A 17,902-nucleotide genomic window follows, 5' to 3' on the forward strand; every position below is an offset into this window, starting at 1 on the left:
AGCCCAAGACAAGGACGTCAACATGAACCAGTACGTAATCGCCATCGACCAGGGCACCACCAGCAGCCGCGCCATCGTGTTCGATCACAGCGGCAACATCGTTTCGTCGGGGCAGATGGAACACGAACAGATCTTTCCGCAGGCAGGCTGGGTGGAGCACGACCCCGCCGAGATCTGGAACAACACCCGCGAGGTCATCGCCTCCGCGTTGTCGAAGGCAAACCTGACCCGCCACGACATCGCCGCCGTCGGCATCACCAACCAGCGTGAAACCGCGGTCGTCTGGGACAAGACCACCGGCAAGGCCATCTACAACGCGATCGTCTGGCAGGACACCCGCACCCAGCCGATCGTGGACGAGCTGGCCAAGGACGGCGGACCGGAGCGGTTCAAGCAGAAGGTCGGCCTGCCGCTGGCGACGTACTTCTCCGGCACCAAGATCAAGTGGATCCTGGACAACGTCGAGGGTGCCCGCGCCAAGGCCGAGGCCGGGGACCTGGTGTTCGGCAACACCGACTGCTGGGTGCTCTGGAACCTCACCGGCGGGATCGACGGCGGCGTCCACGTCACGGACGTGACGAACGCCTCCAGGACCATGTTCATGGACCTGGAGACGCTGTCCTGGGACCAGGAGATCCTGGACGCTTTCGGCGTTCCGGCTTCCATGATGCCGGCCATCAAGTCCTCCTCCGAGGTCTACGGCACGGTGCACACCTCCCAGCTGCTGCGCGAGGTCCCGGTCGCCGGCATCCTGGGCGACCAGCAGGCCGCGACGTTCGGCCAGGCCGCCTTCGACACCGGTGAAGCCAAGAACACCTACGGCACGGGCTGCTTCCTCATCTTCAACACCGGTGAGGAAATCGTCCACTCCAAGAACGGGCTGCTGACAACGGTCGGCTACAAGCTCGGCGACGCCGCACCGCACTATGCGCTGGAAGGTTCCATCGCAGTCACCGGTTCGCTGGTGCAGTGGCTGCGCGACAACCTCGGCATGATCAGCAGCGCCCCCGAAGTGGAGACGCTGGCGGCCTCGGTGGAGGACAACGGCGGCGTGTACATCGTGCCCGCCTTCTCCGGCCTGTTCGCCCCGTACTGGCGGTCCGACGCCCGCGGCGCGATTGTCGGGCTGACCCGCTTCGTGAACAAGAACCACATTGCCCGGGCGGCGCTGGAAGCCACCGCCTTCCAGACCCGCGAGGTGCTCGACGCCGTCAACGCGGACTCGGGGGTGCCGCTGACGGAGCTGAAGGTCGACGGCGGCATGGTCGCCAACGATGCGCTGATGCAGTTCCAGGCGGACATCCTCGGCGTTCCGGTGATCCGGCCCAAGGTCGTGGAGACCACGGCACTGGGCGCCGCCTACGCCGCCGGCCTGGCCGTCGGCTTCTGGAAGGACCTCGGCGAATGTTCGGCCAACTGGTCCGAGGACAAGCGCTGGGTGCCGAAGATGGACCAGTCGGAGCGCGAGCGCCAGATGCGGCTCTGGAAGAAGGCCGTCACCAAGTCCATGGACTGGGTAGACGACGACGTCAAGTAGCTGATTCCACGGCCTCTCAGGGGCACGACGGAGCCCCGGCCAGCCACGCTGGCCGGGGCTCTGCCTGTCTGCCACGTTGGCCGGCGTTCCGCCCGCCTGCCCGCGGCGCCGCTGTTTCCCCGCGAACCGGCCGGAGGCGCTAAAGTAGAGCTATGCGTGCGATCCTTCTGCTTGGCTAGCCGCCCGGCATCCCGACGAGAACTCGGATTGCCGAGCGGCAGCCCCTCCGTGTCGAGGGGCTTTTGTGTGTCTGGACCCGTTTGGGCGGGCGGCAGGGGAGCGGGCGGGGCCGGATTCGGACTTCGCTCGAGATTTGATGGTAGAAGACTTGACGGTACAAGACCTGACGGAACATAAAGGCTTGACAGAACAGAAGAGGCCAGCAGTGAGCGTTCAGCCGGAGACAGAGACCGGAACACCAGCAGTCGCCGCGGCGACCCCCGAAGAGGGTGTCTACAGCTTCGCGTCCATGGAAGCCAAATGGCCGCAGGTCTGGGAAGACCTCAAGGTCTTCACTCCCGTCGACGACGGTTCGAAGGAACGGCGGTACGTGCTGGACATGTTCCCGTACCCCTCCGGAGATCTCCACATGGGCCACGCCGAGGCGTTCGCCATGGGCGACGTCGTCGCGCGTTACCTGCGCCAGCAGGGCTACGACGTGCTGCACCCGATCGGCTGGGATTCCTTCGGGCTGCCTGCCGAGAACGCGGCCATCAAGCGCAACGCCCACCCGAGCGAGTGGACCTACGCCAACATCGAGACCCAGGCTGCGTCGTTCAAGCGCTACGCAATTTCCGCCGACTGGTCCCGCCGGATCCACACTTCCGACCCGGAGTACTACCGCTGGACGCAGTGGCTCTTCAAGCGCTTCCACGAGCGCGGTCTTGCCTACCGCAAGAATTCCCCGGTCAACTGGTGCCCCACGGACCAGACCGTGCTGGCCAACGAACAGGTGGTCAACGGTGCCTGTGAGCGCTGCGGCACCCCGGTCACCAAGAAGTCACTGAACCAGTGGTACTTCAAGATCACGGACTACGCCGACCGGCTGCTCGATGACATGGACGAACTGCGCGGCCACTGGCCCGAACGCGTCCTGGCCATGCAGAAGAACTGGATCGGACGGTCCGAGGGCGCGCATGTTAACTTCGTGATCGAAGCCGACGGCGGCCGGCCCGCCAAGGACGTCACGGTGTTCACCACCCGCCCCGACACCCTGTACGGCGCGACGTTCTTCGTCGTCGCCGCGGACGCGCCGATCGCCGTCGAGCTGGTCACCGAGGAACACGCCGCCGCCCTGGACGCGTACCGCGAACAGGTCAAGGCGCTCTCCGAGATCGAACGCCAGTCCACCGAGCGGGAAAAGACCGGTGTCTTCACCGGCCGGTACGCCGTCAACCCGCTCAACGGCGAGAAGCTGCCCGTCTGGGCGGCCGACTACGTGCTGGCGGACTACGGCACCGGCGCCATCATGGCCGTTCCGGCCCACGACCAGCGCGACCTCGACTTCGCCCGGACCTTCGACCTGCCCGTGCGGGCGGTGCTCGACACCGGCGAGGAGGATCCCGCCGTCAGCGGCACCGCCACCTCCGGCGAGGGAACCCTGATCAACTCCGGCGCCCTGGACGGCCTGCCCAAGGCAGAGGCCATCCCGGCCGCCATCGAGATCCTGCAGCAGCAGGGCACGGGCAAGAAATTCGTGAACTTCCGCCTGCGCGACTGGCTGCTCAGCCGGCAGCGCTTCTGGGGCACCCCGATCCCGATCATCCACTGCCCCGCCTGCGGCGAGGTCCCGGTCCCGGATGAGCAGCTTCCCGTCACCCTGCCGGCCGACCTGCGCGGCGAGGACCTGTCCCCGAAGGGCACGTCGCCGCTGGCCTCCGTCGAAAGCTGGGTCAACGTCGAGTGCCCCAGCTGCCACGGCCCGGCCAAGCGCGACACGGACACCATGGACACTTTCGTGGATTCCTCCTGGTACTTCCTGCGCTTCGTCTCGCCGCAGTACACGGACGGCCCCTTCGATCCGGAGAAAATCAATGACTGGATGCCGGTCGGCCAGTACGTGGGCGGCGTCGAGCACGCCATCCTGCACCTGCTCTACGCGCGGTTCTTCACCAAGGTCATCCACGACCTGGGCTTGATCGACGCCGACGAGCCTTTCAGTGCGCTGCTGAACCAGGGCCAGGTGCTCAACGGCGGCAAGGCGATGAGCAAGTCCCTGGGCAACGGGGTGGACCTGAGCGAGCAGCTGGACAAGTACGGCGTGGACGCCGTCCGGCTCACCATGATCTTCGCCTCCCCGCCGGAGGACGACGTCGACTGGGCCGACGTTTCGCCGTCGGGCTCCGCGAAGTTCCTGGCCCGCGCCTGGCGCCTGGGCCAGGACGTCACGAGCGCGCCCGGCGTCGACTACGCCACCGGCGACCGGGCCCTGCGCGCCGTCACACACCGCACGATCGCGGACGCGGCAGCCCTGCTGGACCACAACAAGTTCAACGTGGTCGTGGCCAAGCTCATGGAACTGGTCAACGCGACCCGCAAGACTATTGACGCGGCCAGCGGCGCGGGCGGCGCCGATCCGGCGGTCCGTGAAGCCGTCGAGACCGTGGCGGTCATCCTGAGCCTGTTCGCGCCGTACACGGCCGAGGACCTCTGGAACGTGCTGGGACATCCCGCCTCGGTGGCCAACGCCGGCTGGCCGACGCACGACGCGGCCCTCCTGGTGCAGGACACGGTCACCGCCGTCGTCCAGGTCCAGGGCAAGGTCCGGGACCGGCTCGAAGTCTCGCCGGAGATCAGCGAGGACGACCTGCGGGAACTGGCCCTGGCCTCGGAAAACGTCCAGCGCGCCCTCGACGGCCGCGGGATCCGCACGGTGATTGTCCGGGCGCCGAAACTGGTCAACATCGTCCCGGCCTAACCGGGAGCCGGCCGCCGGTACACACCGGCGGCCGGCCGGTACCGCGAGTCCGTTCAGCAAAGTGCAGACAGCAGGAGGTCCTTCGTGCCCCACCGCGACCCCGCAGGGTGGCTGAAGGAGCGCCTCAGCGGGCTCCGGCAGGCCAAACCGTCCGCGGAAGGCCCCGCCGCCGTCGTGCGGACGGCCGTTGTCACGGACTCCGCCGCGGCGCTGCCGGCGGACTGGGTCCAGGCCGTCTCCGCCGACGGGCGGCTGACGGTCGTCCCGATGCCGGTGATGGTGGGGGCGGAAATCTACGGCGAGGGCGAGGACGACATCGCCGAGACGATTGCCCTGGCCCTTGCCAGCGGCAGCCCTGTCAAGACCTCGCGACCTTCACCCGGACAGTTCGAACAGGCATACCTGGCGGCCCAGCGCCGTGGCTTCGAGTCCGTCGTGTCGCTCCATATTTCCGGGGAGCTCTCCGGAACGGTGGACTCCGCCCGGCTCGCTGCCGCCCGTGTGGACATCCCGGTGGAGGTCCTGGACTCGCGCACCGTCGGCATGGCGCAGGGGATGGGTGTGCAGGGCGCCGTCGCCGCGGCGGCGGACGGTGCGGCAGCGGCGAACGTCCGCGCGTTCGCCGAGCATGAACTGGCCCGTACCAAGGTGTACTTCTACGTGCCGAGCCTGGAACAGCTGCGCCGCGGGGGACGGATCGGCGCCGCGGCGTCGCTCTGGGGGACCATGTTCTCGATCAAGCCCATCCTCGCGGTGGAGGACGGCAAAGTCGTTCCGCTGGAGAAGGTGCGGTCGGCGGCGAAGGCCGTCGCGCGGCTCAAGGAGATCGTTGTGGCCGACGCCGCCGGCCGGCCCCCGGGGCAGGCCCGGCTTGCCGTCCACCATTTCGGCAACCCGGCCGAGGCAGAACAGCTCGCGGAGCAGCTGGCCGAAGCCGTCTCCGGCTGTGCTCCCGTTCAGATCAGTGCCCTTCCGGCCGTGCTGGCGGCCCATGCCGGACTCGGCGTGCTGGCAGTAATCGTGGGGGAGAGCAACACCCCGGCCATCCAGGACATCCCCGCCGCGCCGTAGTCCTCGTGGCTTGGTATCCACATAAGACCCGGTGGGCCCGGCCCGGCGGTCCCACAGTATCCACATAAGAACCGCTGCTCCTGAACCGCGTGCCCGGAGCTTCGTACGATGGGCGCATGCCGCGCCACAATTCCGGAGACCCGCCCGGCGCCGAACCGGGCCGCGCCGACCACAGACTGGCGGCCGCCGTTGGTCCGGGCGCTGTTCGTATAGGCCCGGGGTCGGGCCTGCTCGACGGGCCGCCCTTCGCGTCACGGTCCGGGGGACAGCATGAACCCGGCCCTGACGATTCGCCGGTCCGCGGCCCCCGCATCAGGTGGCGCACCGGGCGCCGGGCCGCAGCGTTGCTGTGCTTGCTGGCCACGGCGTTCCTCTGCTGGTTCTGGTGGCAGGCGGCGAACGCCACAGCAGAGGTCAGCCCGCTGAGTTCCATCAACCCAACGGAAGCCGGCGGACAGGATGACCCGGATCCTGAAACAGGACCATCAGCCGCCCCGGACAATTCCCCGGGCGAGGGCGAGGGCGAGGGCGAGGTGGAGGGCGAGGGCGAGGGCGACACCGGCGACAGCATCACCGTACATGTGGCCGGCGCGGTTGTCCGGGCCGGCATTGTGGAGCTGCCGCGGGGCAGCCGCCTGCACGAGGCCATCGCAGCGGCCGGAGGCGGCGCCCCTGGCGCTGACCCGGACCAGCTCAATCTCGCGGCTGTCCTCGAGGACGGGCAGAAGGTCCTGGTGCCGCTGCACGGTGAAACCGTGCCGGACGCGTCCGCCCCGGCGAGTGACGCGAGTGACGCCGCTGCCCGGGGAAGCCCGGGCAGCGGCTCCGCTCCCGCAGCGGGAAAGATCAACTTGAACACGGCCGGCGCCGAGGAACTGGCCACCCTCCCGCGAGTGGGCCCGGTGCTGGCGCAACGGATTGTGGATTGGCGCAAGCTGCACGGTAACTTCCAGCGGGTTCAGGAACTGGATGCCGTGGACGGGTTCGGACCCAAACTGCTCGAGGGCCTGCTGCCCCTGGTCCGGGTGTGACGGGAGCCTGACATGGAACGAACGAGTCGCTGGCAGCGGTACGTTGATGCGGCGGTCGGCCGGACATCCGGGAACCACCAGGCTCCGGAGCCCGCGCAGGTTCCGGCCGGGCACGCGAACGCCCCGGCGGGGCTGGCGCAGGGCCTCTCGCAGCGCCGCCGCGGCCTGGGGATCCGTGGCCGGCTGATGTCATTCGCAGTCCGCGGGCGCGCCCGCCCGGCCCGGGAGGACACCCTCCCAAGGACCGATGTACGCCTGGTCCCCGCGGCGGCGCTGGTCTGGGCCGCGGCCGCTGCGGGACACCACCTGCACCCTGCGGCGCTGGCGGCCCTCTGCCTGACCCTCCTGGCGGGCTCGGGACTGTTGCTGCTGAGGGCCGTATCCACCTCCGGGGCACGCCGGCCCGGCGCACCGGCACGCCGGAGCTTCCACGCGACGATGGCCATAGCCCTGCTGCTCGCCGCCGCAGCGGGCGGGCACGGCGCCGCCGACTCCTCCCGGCGGCACGAAGGGGCTGTGGCCGCCGCAGCGGCCGCGAACGCCGCCGTGGCGGTGGAAGTGGAGATAGCGGGGTCGCCCCGGCAGCTCAGGACGCCGGGGCGTTCCGGACTCGCGGACCGGTGGGCGGTCCCGGCCGCCCTGATCGGCATGACCTTCGACTCGCACCGGGTGCAGGCGCAGGCCAGGCTGCTGGTCCTGGGCGGCGCCGACTGGGAACATGCAGTCCCGGGTCAGCGGATCCGCACCACCGGCAAGCTCAGGCCGCCCGGGCCCGGGCAGCCGGAAGCGGCGGTCCTCTCGGCCAGTTCCGCCCCGCTGACGCTCGAGGCGGCCGCGACCTGGCAGCGGGGTCCGGCCGAAGTCCGCGGTCGTTTCACCGCGGCAGCCGGGAACTTCGACGGTGATGCCCGGGGACTCCTGCCGGGCATGGTCACCGGTGATACCAGCCCTTTGGATGCTGAGCTGGACGCGGCCATGAAGTCCGTTGGAATGACCCACCTGACGGCCGTGAGCGGCGCCAACTGCAGCCTCATCCTGGGCGCCCTCCTGCTGGCCGCCCGCAGCCTGCGGTTCAACCGGGCGTTCGCAGCGGTCGTCTGCCTCGCGGGGCTGGGCCTGTTTGTCCTCATGGTCGGCCCGGATTCCAGTGTCCTGCGGGCCGCCGTGATGGGCGCAATCGGGCTCGTTGCCGTGGCCGGTGGCCGGCCCGGGCGGGGCTTGAGCTTCCTGTGCCTCGCCGTCGTCGGGCTTGTGCTGGCCGAGCCGGGGCTCTCCACCAGCTTCGGATTCCTGCTCTCCGTCCTTGCGACGCTCGGCATCGTGGTGACGGGCAGGCCGATCATGGCCTGGTTCCCGGCTGCGGTACCGCGCTGGCTCGCCGCAGGATTGGCTGTTCCGCTGTCCGCTCAGGCCTTCTGCGGACCGGCGATCGTCCTCCTGCAGCCGCAGTTTTCCACCTATGCCCTGCCCGCCAACATGGCCGCCGCCGTCCTCGTCGCACCGGTTACGCTGCTGGGGACCGCGGCAGTGCCGCTGGTGCCGCTGGCCCCGGCCCTGGCCGCCGCGCCGTTGGGCATCGCTGCGGCTTTCGCCACCGCGGTCGGAGCAATCGCCCGATTCTTCTCCGGGCTGCCCGGCGCGGTCCTCCCGTGGCCGGAAGGAGCGTTCGGTGCCGCCACGATGACACTGTTCTCCGCCTGCACCCTCGCTGCCTGGTGGGTGCCCTTCCACCCCGCTCGCTCCGTCGCGCTGGCCCGGGCGGCGCATGTGCGGACAATGGCCCTGCTCACCCGGTTCCCGCCCCGCAGCGACCGCCTGCGGGCACCGCCGGGAAGGTCCCGGCCCGGCTTGTTGCACCGCCCGGGCCGTGGCAGGCTTAGAGTCTGCAAACAATTTTCCGGGAGGAAACCTCAGTGGCTGCTGCCCAGACCCCACGCGCACGGTCCGCCGCCTCGAACACCGCCACCTGGCGCGACGTGACCCCGGCCGCCGTCGTACTGGTCGGCGGACCGGAAGACTATCTGGGGTCCCGCGCCATGGACCGCATCCGTGCGCAGGTCCGCGCCGTAGCCCCGGACGTTGAGGTCACCCGGCTCAATGCCAGCAACTACGAGCCAGGTTCCCTCGCCATGAACGTCAGCCCGTCCCTCTTCGGCGAGCAGAAGCTGATCGAGGTGGAGGGCCTGGAGGGCATGAACGATGCCTTCCTGGCCGACGGGCTGAAGTACCTCGCCCGCCCCGAGCCCGACGCCGTGCTGGTCCTTCGCCATAGCGGCGGCGTGCGCGGCAAGAAGCTCCTGGACGCCGTCAAGGCCGGCGGGTGGCCGGTGGTGGACTGCCAACCCCTGAAGAAGGACGCCGACAAGGTCGCCTTCGTGACGTCCGAGTTCAGGGCAGCGTCACGGCGCATCGATCCCGACGCCGTGCACGCGCTGGTCAACGCGGTAGGCGCCAGCCTGGCCGAGCTGGCCGCCGCCTGCAGCCAATTGATCGCCGACGCCGCCACCGGAGTGGATGCCGCCATGGTGGACCGGTACTACGGCGGCCGGGTGGAAGCCACCGCCTTCAAGGTCGCCGATGCCGCGATGGCCGGGAACGCCCCGCTGGCCCTCTCCACCCTGCGCCACGCCCTCGCCACCGGCGCAGACCCGGTACCGCTGGTGGCCGCGCTGGCCTCGAAGCTCCGTTCCCTCGCCAAGGTGGCGGGTGCCCAGGGATCCTCGGCCCAGATTGCCAAGCAGCTGGGCATGCAACCCTGGCTTGTGGAGCAGGCACAGCGGGAAGTCCGGCGGTGGACTCCCGAAGGCCTCGTCCGGTCCATCCAGGTGACCGCCGAGGCCGACGCCCAGGTCAAGGGCCTGGCCCGGGACCCGGTCTACGCCGTGGAACACGCCGTGACGGTGATTGCGACGTCCGTGCGCCGCTGAGCAGATCCGCCCGTTCCGCCGGGATAGTCCCGGCACCAGGGGCTTGGCCGAAGTTGTAGGCTCTGGGCATGGGGGACGGCGAGGCTGGGGAGTTGCTGCAGGGTCCGCGCGGACGGCGGTTCTGCCTGGCCGTCCTCACGACTGCCCTCCCCGGGCTATGGACCCTGGCCCTTCGCGCTGCCATGGATCCGGTAAATCAGTCGCTTACTGACGAACTGGCCCGCGCCCTCCGGAGCCCTGACGTACTGGCGGCGGCGGAATCAGCCGGACCTTCCGGGCTGCTGGCCGGGCTCGTGGAAGCAGTTAACTCCGCCCGATACTGGCAGGAACCCGACGAGACCGACGAGTTGCTAAAGAAGCCGCCCGTCGTGGCGGCCCTCAACCCTGTCGCCCGTTCGCTGGCAGGTTCCCTGACGGCCTGGTGGCACCCCGGCCCGGCGGCCCTGGACCGGCAATGTTTCGTGCAGTGGACCGATGAACACAGGCTGCAATCTCCAAGCCTCACTGATGCCGCCGAAAAGCTCGCTCGCTGGAAGGCCTCGACCATCGCCGACCAACGTCAAGCAGCGGAACGCCCGCGGGACCCCGCAGCTCCCTGGAGCGGACGGTGGTGGTCCACGCCGGCCCTGTCTGACCTGGTGACCACTACCAGGAGCATCACCGGGTTGGGGGCCACAAAACTGATGCTGGTCGAAGACAGCATGGGCTGGAAGCACGCCTTGGTCTGGCCGCTCGCGCCGGCCCCAGGGTCTCGCATTTATGAAATATCCGAGCCAACGGCGTGGACGGGCCTCGTGGCCCGCTACCCCCTGGACGTCAGTCATGCCAAGCGCCACGACTGGTGGCGAACAACAGGGGCCGACGGGTCCTGGCTCATGCCCGACTGGTCAGCTGTCGCCGCTGACTACGACGGTGTGCACCTCACCGTCGCCGGGTACCTCACAACGGCCGGGCGCTACCTCCCCGCCGGTCGGTCCGGCACAGTCCTGGCCGGTTGGAATCCGGACGAGACCTACTGGCTCAACGACGTTCTCCGTCCCGGTGCGGAACCCTCCGAGTGGGAGGGCGACGACTCCCAACCACCGGAATGGGTGGCCACCACCTCCAGACCGGCGTGACGTGGGCAAGGGGCGGCGCACCCTGCGGCTTAACTGGAAGTGGCCGGCACCCGAGGGTGCCGGCCACAATCATCAGTTCAAGTGAACTGGAAACCTTTAGAGCGCGTTGACCTTCTTGGAGATGGCCGACTTGCGGTTTGCAGCGTTGTTCTTGTGGAGAACGCCCTTGCTGACAGCCTTGTCCAGCTTGCGGCTGGCGGAAAGCAGTGCAACAGCCGCAGCATCCTTGTCGGTGGACTCAACGGCGGTGTTGACGGCGCGGATGGCCGTCTTCAGCTCGGACTTGACTGCGTTGTTACGCAGACGAGCCTTCTCGTTGGTGAGGATGCGCTTCTTCTGGGACTTGATATTAGCCACGTGTGAACTCTCTTTTTCAATGCGGAAAATGGTCTAGAGGGCTTTCAGATTGGCCATTGACTGAGCGGCGTGGGGATACCTATGGCGACCAACCATCTGTGGCCGTCGACCTGCACGGACACACAGCTGTCAATAGTAGCAGAGAGGCCGGCGGAGTGGCGATTTGGCGGCCGGTCAGCGCCAGCCGTGGCGGCTCTGCAAAGCCGCCGCGATGACGCTGAAGCTTCCGGCGTCGAGGATGGCGCCCTCGCGCCGGACATCCTGCGGGTTGATCTGCAGAATACGGTCCAGTTTCGCCTCGCTGGGGCGCCACTGCCGGTCCCAGGGGCCGGTGCCGATGTCCACGTAGTCGTCCGCGCGGCGCGGGTCGCCGTCGTGGTCCTTGCTGGTCAGCATCAGGCCTAGCAGGTAGCGGCCGTTCGTGCCCACCAGCAGCACCGGGCGGTCCTTGCCCCGCGAGTGGTCCTCCTCATACGGCACCCACGTCCAGACGACTTCGCCCGGTTCGGGGCGGCCGTTGGGGGAGGGGGCGTAACTGACCTTTGCCGTTCCGCGAAAATCACCGGGATACCTGCCGGTCAGGCCGACGGCGGCGCCGTGGCCGGCCGCCGCGCGCCCGCCGGTCTTCGTGCCAGGCCGTCCCGGCTGCGCCTTCGTTCCGGCCTTGCCCCTTGTTCCCGGTTTGGCCTTCCCGCCGGCCGGCCCGGCCGTGCCGGAGCTGCTGGGCGCCGAACCCGGGCGCCCTTCAAGGAAGCGCAAGGTACTGCGGATTGCATTGCCGATCGAGCGTAAGTTCCAAGCCATGGGGAAACAATACCGGCCGCCGGCAGGGCACCGGTCCGGGGTCGCGCCATGCGGGCAGGACCGTGGGGGGAGGATCACGGCGAAAACCGCGGGCCGCAACGGAGGACGGGGATGCGCCCGCACGGGCCCGGACGTGGGAGACTATAGGTTCAGAGATGCGGCACGTCGCGGGCCGGGAAACCAGCCCCCGCGCCGATCTGTGCAAAAGCCAACAGTATTGCCAACAGTAAGGACCCTGCGTGTCTCCCATGGCCCGCACCGCCCCGGTGCCCGCGGCAACAGATCCGGACATCATCCGGAACTTCTGCATCATTGCGCACATTGACCACGGCAAATCCACGCTGGCCGACCGGATGCTCCAGTACACCGGCGTGGTCCAGTCCCGTGACATGAAGGCCCAGTACCTGGACCGCATGGACATAGAGCGCGAACGCGGCATCACCATCAAGTCACAGGCAGTCCGTATGCCCTGGGAGCTCGACGGCGTCAGCTACGCGCTGAACATGATCGACACTCCCGGACACGTTGACTTCACCTATGAGGTTTCCCGCTCGCTCGCGGCCTGCGAAGGCGCCGTGCTGCTGGTCGACGCGGCCCAGGGCATTGAGGCCCAGACCCTCGCCAACCTCTACCTGGCGATGGAAAACAACCTCACCATCATCCCGGTCCTGAACAAGATTGACCTCCCGGCGGCCCAGCCCGAGAAATACGCGGCGGAACTTGCCAACCTGATCGGCGGCGACCCCGACGAGGTGCTCCGCGTCTCCGGCAAGACCGGCATGGGCGTCGAAGTCCTGCTCGACAAGATCGTCCGCGACCTCCCGGCCCCCAAGGGTGACCCCAACGCCCCGGCCCGCGCCATGATCTTCGACTCGGTCTATGACACCTACCGCGGCGTGGTCACCTACGTCCGTGTGGTTGACGGCATGCTGCACCCCCGCGAACGCATCCAGATGATGTCCACCCGCGCCACTCACGAGCTCCTCGAGATCGGCGTCAGCTCCCCGGAGCCGACCCCCTCCAAGGGCCTCGGCGTCGGTGAAGTGGGCTACCTCATCACCGGCGTGAAGGACGTCCGTCTGTCCAAGGTCGGCGACACCGTCACCAACCTGGCCAAGCCGGCGAGCGAATCCCTCCCCGGCTACGCCGATGCCAAGCCGATGGTCTTCTCCGGCCTGTATCCGCTGGACGGCACGGACTACCCGGTGCTCCGCGATGCGCTCGAGAAGCTGATGCTCAACGACGCAGCCCTGGTGTACGAACCGGAGACGTCAGCCGCGCTGGGCTTCGGTTTCCGGGTGGGATTCCTGGGCCTGCTGCACCTGGAAATCACCCGTGAACGGCTCGAACGCGAATATAACCTGGACCTGATTTCCACCGCCCCCAACGTGGAATACGAGGTCACGCTGGAGGACAAGAAGGTCGTCCACGTGACGAACCCCAGCGAATACCCCACCGGAAAAATCGCGGAAGTCCGCGAACCGATGGTCGCCGCCACCATCCTGGCGCCCAACGAGTTTGTCGGCGCCATCATGGAGCTGTGCCAGAGTCGGCGCGGCGTCATGGGCGGCATGGACTACCTCTCCGAGGACCGGGTGGAAATCCGGTACCGCCTGCCGCTGGCCGAGATCGTCTTCGACTTCTTCGACATCCTCAAGTCCAAGACCCGCGGCTACGGCTCGCTGGACTGGAAGGCCGACGGCGAGCAGGTGGCCGACCTGGTCAAGGTCGACATCATGCTCCAGGGCGAACAAGTGGATGCCTTCTCCGCCATCACGCACCGTGACAAGGCCTACGCCTACGGCGTGATGATGACCGGCAAGCTGCGCGAACTCATTCCGCGGCAGCAGTTCGAGGTGCCCATCCAGGCCGCCATCGGTTCCCGCATCATTGCCCGGGAAAGCATCCGCGCCATCCGCAAGGACGTGCTCGCCAAGTGCTACGGCGGTGACATCACCCGAAAGCGCAAACTGCTGGAAAAGCAGAAGGAAGGCAAGAAGCGCATGAAGATGGTGGGCCGCGTGGAGGTCCCGCAGGAAGCCTTCATCGCCGCCCTCACCACGGACGAGTCCAAGGACAAGGCCAAGAAGTAGCGGTGCCAGAGATGACTATGCAGGCAGGCCCGGACCGTGCCTAGCGCCCTCCCGCTGGGCGACCCGGCGCCGCCGGACGGGCTGCTTCCGGCCCAGGCGCTGGAAGGCGCCCCGGGCCGGGCCTTCGGGCTGTATGTGCACATCCCGTTCTGTGCCGTGCGCTGCGGCTACTGCGACTTCAACACCTACACCGCCACGGAGCTCGGCGGCGGCGCCTCCCAGGACGCCTACGCCGGCACCGCCGTCGCGGAGGTCGACTTCGCAGCGGCGGTCCTGCAGCGCAGCGGCCTGCCGGCGCGCCCGCTCAGCACGGTCTTTTTCGGCGGCGGAACACCCACGCTGCTCCCCGCCGCGGATCTGGCCCGGATCCTCACCACCGCCATCGCGGCCTGGGGCCTCGAGCCCGGCGCCGAGGTCACCACCGAGGCGAACCCGGACTCCGTCACCCCCGATTCCCTGCAGCTGCTGGCCGACGCCGGCTTCACGCGGGTGTCCTTCGGCATGCAGTCCGCGGTGCCGCACGTCCTGAAAGTGCTGGACCGCACCCACACCCCGAGCCGCGTGCCGCAAGCGGTCCAGTGGGCCCGGGAAGCCGGCCTCGCCGTCAGCCTCGACCTGATCTACGGAACGCCCGGGGAGTCGCTGGCCGACTGGCGCTACTCACTGGAGACGGCACTGTCCTACGGTCCCGACCACATCAGCGCCTACGCGCTGATCGTCGAGGAGGGCACCAAACTCGCCGCGCAGATCCGCCGCGGCGAAGTGCCGGGAATCGACGACGACGACCATGCGGCCAAGTACGAACTCGCAGACGAATTGATTTCGGCCGGCGGGCTCTCCTGGTATGAGGTCAGCAACTGGTCCCGCACGCCGGAGCAGGCCTGCCGCCACAACCTTGCCTACTGGCGGGGTGACGACTGGTGGGGGATCGGCCCGGGCGCGCACTCACACGTCGGCGGCGTGCGCTGGTGGAACGTCAAGCACCCCACCGCCTATGCCAACCGTCTAGGGTCCGGGCTTTCGCCGGCCGCCGGCCGGGAAACCCTCGACTCGGAGACCCGCAACGTGGAGCGCGTCATGCTCGAAGCGCGGCTGAACTCCGGGCTGGAGATCACCAGCCTGGGCGGGCTGGGTGACACCGGGCGGCACGCGGTCGCGGGACTCATCGCCGACGGCCTCGTGGATCCCGTGGCGGCCTTCCGCGGCAGCCTCATCCTGACGCTCAAGGGCCGACTGCTCGCCGACGCCGTGGTCCGCAGGATCCTGCCGGACTGACGCCGGCCCTGCTGGACTAATACGGGTCCACCGGGAGGCAAAGGTCAGGCCGGACTTCCCGGTCAGGGCGGGCCTGACCCGGGCCTACTTGATCCAGCGGAGGTTGAACTCGTAGCGGTGCGGCTGGCCGCGGTTGACGTGGATGCCGGCCGCGACCGAGAAGCACGTCACGGCAATCCAGATGACCGTGGCCAGGACCGCGAAGATGTTGCCCACCACCGGGACGAAGACCAGCAGGTTGCACACCACCGCAGCGATCGTGGGGGGCAGCGTGAAATTGAGGGCTTCCTTGGACTCCTGAGCCGTAAACGGGCCGCGGTCCTTGAAGATCAGGTAGATCAGCAGCGAGGGAACGCAGCCCAGAATGCCGCCGAAGTGCGCCAGTGTGGCCCACTGCCGGTCCTCGTTGGCCGTCAACGGCAGCGCATTTGCGGGAACGCCGTGGTACGGGGGCTGGCCATGGCCGGCCTGGTTGCCAGTGTGTTCGCGTGCGTTATCTGCCACGGTGTCGTCCTTCGGATTGCGGTGGTGCGTTGCTGCCTGGAGGTGCCAGGGCTGCGCCGGGAGCGTAGCCGCCTTACCAAGAATACTTGCTCGGGGGCGGAATCGCCGATCCGTCCGCTGGCGGGTGTGCTCGGCGGGGCGCTTCAGGGGACGGTCAGGAAGTCGATGACCTCCTCCACCCGGCCCAGCAGGGAGGGTTCCAGATCGGCGTAGCTCCGGACCGCGCCGAGGAGCTTTTGCCAGCCCAGGCCGATGTCCTCTTTGGTGCTGTGCGGCCAGCCGAAGGCCATCAGGATGCCGGTCTTCCAATCCACCCCGCGGGGGATCACCGGCCACTTCTCGATTCCCAGCACGGCGGGCCGGATCGCCTGCCAGACGTCGACATAGGGGTGGCCGACGATCAGGACGTTGCCGGCCGCGCCGGGGGACGCCATCACCGCGGCGGCGATCCGGGATTCCTTGGAATCGGGCACCAGGTGGTCCACCAGGACACCGAGCCGGCGCCCGGGCCCGGGCCCGAAGGCGCCCACGGCCCCGGCCAGGTCATCAATGCCGTGCAACGGCTCGACGACGATGCCCTCCACCCGGAGATCGTCCCCCCAGACCCGTTCGACGAGCTCGGCGTCGTGCTTGCCCTCCACCCAGATCCGGCTCGCTTTGGCCACCTGCGCGCGCTGGCCGGCCACCCGGACGGAGCCGGAGGCGGTTCTGGTGCCTGCGGCGGCCCCGGCGCCCGCTGCGGCGGTCCGGGGCGCCGGCGGCATCAGCCGGATCGGCTGGCCCTCCAGCAGGAAGCCGAAGCCAAGGCGGAAGGACCGGGACTTGCCGCGGCGGTCTTCGAGCGCCACCACGACCATGCCGCCGGACTTCTCCACCCGGGTGACGGCACCCACCCAGCCGGACTGCACATCCTCGAGCACCATTCCGCGCTCCACCGGCACTTCCGGCAGTTGGGTCTTGGCGGGCGCGGACAGGTCCTGGGGGCCCCAATTCTGGTACGACATCGGTTACACACTGCTTTACGCTCGGTTTGCTGCGGCGGGCTGTGCCCGAAAACACCCGCCCCAGGAGGAACGCCCGGAGCGAATTCAATGCTAACAATGCGGCGACTCATATTAGACTGGTTAGCACTTAGGCATGTCGAGTGCTAATCATCAGGTCTTTTGTGCCGGAACTGTGTCCGGCGCGGCCGGCGAGCGGCGGCACCGGATGCGGGACAGTCGAATGGAGGTGGAGCGTGAGCGAACCACGCAAGCTCGAAGTGCTGCGCGCCATCGTGGAGGACTATGTCCATTCACGGGAACCCGTCGGCTCCAAAGCCCTCGTGGAGCGGCACCACCTCGGGGTGTCCAGTGCCACGATCCGCAATGACATGGCGGCCTTGGAAGATGAGGGCCTGATCACGGCGCCGCACACGAGCGCTGGGCGGATCCCTACGGACAAGGGCTACCGGCTCTTCGTGGACCAGATTTCGGCGGTCAAGCCGCTCTCACCGGCGGAACGCCGCGCCATCCAGGCGTTGCTGGAGGGCTCCGACGACCTCGACGACGTCCTCGACCGGACCGTGCGGCTGCTCTCGCAGCTGACCAACCAGGTCGCCGTCGTGCAGTACCCCCACCTCAGCCGCGCCAAGGTGCGGCACATCGAATTCGTCCTGCTGGCGCCCCGCAAGGTGCTCGCGGTGCTGATCGCGGACACCGGCAAGGTCGAACAGCGGGTCATCGACGCCGGACAGGAGCTTTCCGACGAGGTCCTGTCCGAACTGCGCACTCGATTCCTCGGCAGCCTCTCGGGCACCCCGCTGAACCTGCTGCCGCAGACGCTGCACTCGGTCATTGCCAGCTGCCCGCCCGCGCGGCGCAGTGCCGCGCAGGCACTGGCCCGCGGCCTGGAGGCGCTGGCCACCAGCAGCCGCGAGGAGCGTATGGTGATGGCCGGGACCGCCAACCTGGCCCGCTCCAACGTCGACTTCCCGCTCAGCATCGGCCCGGTGCTGGAAGCGCTCGAGGAACAGGTGGTCATGCTCCGCCTGCTGAGCGACATGGCCGAGGACCCGCGGGGCGTGACGGTCAGCATCGGCCGGGAAAACCCGTATGACGGACTTGCCGAGGCCTCGGTGGTGGCGACCGGCTACGGCCCGGACTCGACGGCGAAAGTCGGCGTGCTAGGCCCCACCCGGATGGACTATCCGACCACCATGGCCGCCGTCCGGGCCGTGGCCCGCTACCTTTCGCGGATTCTCGGCCCCTGACGAACCTCGTCCACCCG

General features: G+C 68.6%; 14 protein-coding genes. 10 read left to right on the plus strand and 4 right to left on the minus strand.

Features of this window, described 5'->3' with window-relative positions:
- Positions 1-22: 22 nt before the first annotated feature.
- From glpK to ACZYZ5_RS05065, 7 genes are all read left to right on the plus strand, one after another.
- Positions 23-1,537, plus strand: coding sequence for a glycerol kinase GlpK (gene glpK / locus ACZYZ5_RS05035; protein ID WP_463899635.1), 1,515 nt, complete (start codon positions 23-25; stop codon positions 1,535-1,537).
- 385 nt (positions 1,538-1,922) lie between these two features.
- Entirely contained in the window at positions 1,923-4,454 is a 2,532-nt protein-coding gene (gene leuS / locus ACZYZ5_RS05040) for a leucine--tRNA ligase (RefSeq protein ID WP_463899637.1), read from the plus strand.
- Between the two features lie 84 nt (positions 4,455-4,538).
- Positions 4,539-5,525: a DegV family protein gene (locus ACZYZ5_RS05045; RefSeq protein WP_463899638.1), complete on the plus strand. Its 987-nt coding sequence runs from the start codon at positions 4,539-4,541 to the stop codon at positions 5,523-5,525.
- A 116-nt stretch (positions 5,526-5,641) separates the two neighbouring features.
- Positions 5,642-6,556, plus strand: a complete 915-nt coding sequence (locus ACZYZ5_RS05050) for a ComEA family DNA-binding protein (protein WP_463899640.1) — start codon at positions 5,642-5,644, stop codon at positions 6,554-6,556.
- Between the two features lie 12 nt (positions 6,557-6,568).
- The gene (locus ACZYZ5_RS05055) at positions 6,569-8,536 is read left to right on the plus strand and encodes a ComEC/Rec2 family competence protein (RefSeq protein ID WP_463899641.1); all 1,968 of its coding nucleotides are present in this window, start codon (positions 6,569-6,571) and stop codon (positions 8,534-8,536) included.
- Entirely contained in the window at positions 8,470-9,483 is a 1,014-nt protein-coding gene (gene holA / locus ACZYZ5_RS05060; protein WP_463899642.1) for a DNA polymerase III subunit delta, read from the plus strand. Before ACZYZ5_RS05055 ends, holA begins: the two co-directional genes overlap by 67 nt.
- A gap of 68 nt (positions 9,484-9,551) precedes the next feature.
- Positions 9,552-10,601, plus strand: a complete 1,050-nt coding sequence (locus tag ACZYZ5_RS05065; RefSeq protein WP_463899645.1) for a hypothetical protein — start codon at positions 9,552-9,554, stop codon at positions 10,599-10,601.
- A 96-nt stretch (positions 10,602-10,697) separates the two neighbouring features.
- On the opposite strand, the gene rpsT is transcribed toward ACZYZ5_RS05065, so the two are convergent.
- A complete protein-coding gene (gene rpsT / locus ACZYZ5_RS05070; protein WP_018773112.1) occupies positions 10,698-10,958 on the minus strand; it encodes a 30S ribosomal protein S20 in 261 nt (86 codons plus the stop codon).
- 174 nt (positions 10,959-11,132) lie between these two features.
- Complete coding sequence (locus tag ACZYZ5_RS05075; RefSeq protein ID WP_463899647.1) at positions 11,133-11,762, minus strand: type II toxin-antitoxin system PemK/MazF family toxin; 630 nt, start codon at positions 11,760-11,762, stop codon at positions 11,133-11,135.
- A gap of 239 nt (positions 11,763-12,001) precedes the next feature.
- On the opposite strand from ACZYZ5_RS05075, the gene lepA reads away from it, so the two are divergent.
- Together lepA and hemW are read left to right on the plus strand one after the other, a co-directional pair.
- Positions 12,002-13,855 (plus strand): translation elongation factor 4, encoded by a 1,854-nt coding sequence (gene lepA / locus ACZYZ5_RS05080; protein WP_463899650.1) that lies wholly within the window; start codon positions 12,002-12,004, stop codon positions 13,853-13,855.
- A 36-nt stretch (positions 13,856-13,891) separates the two neighbouring features.
- Positions 13,892-15,130 (plus strand): radical SAM family heme chaperone HemW, encoded by a 1,239-nt coding sequence (gene hemW / locus ACZYZ5_RS05085; RefSeq protein WP_463899653.1) that lies wholly within the window; start codon positions 13,892-13,894, stop codon positions 15,128-15,130.
- 84 nt (positions 15,131-15,214) lie between these two features.
- On the opposite strand, the gene ACZYZ5_RS05090 is transcribed toward hemW, so the two are convergent.
- Together ACZYZ5_RS05090 and ACZYZ5_RS05095 are read right to left on the minus strand one after the other, a co-directional pair.
- Positions 15,215-15,634 (minus strand): DUF4870 domain-containing protein, encoded by a 420-nt coding sequence (locus ACZYZ5_RS05090; protein ID WP_463899656.1) that lies wholly within the window; start codon positions 15,632-15,634, stop codon positions 15,215-15,217.
- A gap of 143 nt (positions 15,635-15,777) precedes the next feature.
- Entirely contained in the window at positions 15,778-16,638 is an 861-nt protein-coding gene (locus ACZYZ5_RS05095; RefSeq protein WP_463899658.1) for a DUF3097 family protein, read from the minus strand.
- Positions 16,639-16,871: 233 nt separating this feature from the next.
- Between ACZYZ5_RS05095 and hrcA the strand changes: the two genes are divergently transcribed.
- Positions 16,872-17,885 (plus strand): heat-inducible transcriptional repressor HrcA, encoded by a 1,014-nt coding sequence (hrcA, locus tag ACZYZ5_RS05100; RefSeq protein WP_463899660.1) that lies wholly within the window; start codon positions 16,872-16,874, stop codon positions 17,883-17,885.
- Positions 17,886-17,902 lie beyond the last annotated feature (17 nt).

The sequence above is a fragment of the Pseudarthrobacter ribosi genome, assembly GCF_055412865.1.

What these genes read in the sequence shown, in the direction of transcription:
- glpK (WP_463899635.1), top strand. Translation starts at nt 23, where the DNA reads ATGAACCAGTACGTAATCGCCATCGACCAGGGCACCACCAGCAGCCGC.
- ACZYZ5_RS05050 (WP_463899640.1), top strand. Translation starts at nt 5,642, where the DNA reads ATGCCGCGCCACAATTCCGGAGACCCGCCCGGCGCCGAACCGGGCCGC.
- ACZYZ5_RS05055 (WP_463899641.1), top strand. Translation starts at nt 6,569, where the DNA reads ATGGAACGAACGAGTCGCTGGCAGCGGTACGTTGATGCGGCGGTCGGC.
- ACZYZ5_RS05065 (WP_463899645.1), top strand. Translation starts at nt 9,552, where the DNA reads ATGGGGGACGGCGAGGCTGGGGAGTTGCTGCAGGGTCCGCGCGGACGG.
- ACZYZ5_RS05075 (WP_463899647.1), bottom strand. Translation starts at nt 11,762, where the DNA reads ATGGCTTGGAACTTACGCTCGATCGGCAATGCAATCCGCAGTACCTTG.
- ACZYZ5_RS05095 (WP_463899658.1), bottom strand. Translation starts at nt 16,638, where the DNA reads ATGTCGTACCAGAATTGGGGCCCCCAGGACCTGTCCGCGCCCGCCAAG.